The organism is Staphylococcus sp. HMSC070D05 (genome assembly GCF_001815595.1).
Classification (GTDB): domain Bacteria; phylum Bacillota; class Bacilli; order Staphylococcales; family Staphylococcaceae; genus Staphylococcus; species Staphylococcus hominis.
This window is the reverse complement of sequence record NZ_KV821144.1, coordinates 1-1,142: the sequence shown is the minus strand read 5'-3', so window position 1 is coordinate 1,142 and position 1,142 is coordinate 1. Positions and strand designations below refer to the sequence as shown.

Sequence of the window (1,142 nt, the reverse complement as noted above, 5' to 3'; positions counted from 1 at the left end):
CTATATTTTTTTACTTTGCAACAGAACCTTTTTATTTATCGTAATTTTAATATATATCTGATTTTTTCATATTTCCAGCCTTAACTTCTGCTGTATCATATATTGCGATAAATGCGTCTGGGTCTACATCATTTATAATTTCTTTAAGTTTTTGTTCTTCGAGTTTATTAATAACACAAGAAATTTCTACAAATGAATTATTTTCTTCATCAATAGTCACTTTTGTAAATGTGCAATACCTTCCCAGTCTTTCTTTAATTTCTTTATTCATAATGTCATAATCTTTTGTAATAATTTTAAACGTTTTCGAACCACTTAGTCCTTCTTCAATAATATGTATAACTTTTGAAGCAATAAAATATGCGAGCGCTGATAAAATGGCACCTTTAAAGCCAAAAACAGTAGAAACAAGTATAAATACGAATGTATTGAGAAATAAAATTAAATCACTTGTTCCGAAAGGTAACTTTCTAGATAATAAAACGGCTAACATATCTATACCATCTAATGCCCCACCATTTCTAAGGGCAAGACCCATGCCTAATCCAATAACAACTCCACCAACTACAGTAATAAGTAGTGAATCACCTTCAATAATTGTTGGTACATGATGCATAATCGAAGTGAATATAGATAATGATAAGATACCTATTATTGAAAATATAGCAAACTTACGTCCGATTTGTTTATAACCTAACCATATAAATGGTAAATTGATTATTCCTATTAATATTCCTAAAGGTAAACCAAACAAAGTGGAACCTACAATACTAATCCCTGTGACTCCTCCGTCAGAAACGTTATTTGGGATTAATATAGATTCCAAACCATATGCTGTAATAAGTGCCCCAATTATAATAAGTAAAATCCTGCCGAATGATATAATCACCATTTTTTTTGTCATTTTTGAACTCCTATTTTTATTATTAAAAAGTCTTCACCTATATTATAACTTGTTTTATCAATTTAATGAAATTGGTGTTAATGATTGATATCATATTTTTTTAAACAAAATTCTAAAAAAGATAATTTAATGTTTAATCAGCGTCTAATACTCAAAGTAAATAAATGAAAAATTTCCCAAGGCATTTACAGGTTCTGTTGCAAAGTAAAAAATATAGCTAACCACTAATTTATCATGT

Annotated in this window: 1 protein-coding gene; it reads right to left on the bottom strand. The window is 28.1% G+C overall.

Features of this window, described 5'->3' with window-relative positions; all coding sequences use genetic code 11:
* Positions 1 to 46: 46 nt before the first annotated feature.
* Positions 47 to 904, bottom strand: coding sequence for a YitT family protein (locus tag HMPREF3046_RS07225; RefSeq protein ID WP_000162894.1), 858 nt, complete (start codon positions 902 to 904; stop codon positions 47 to 49).
* Between the last annotated feature and the right edge of the window lie 238 nt (positions 905 to 1,142).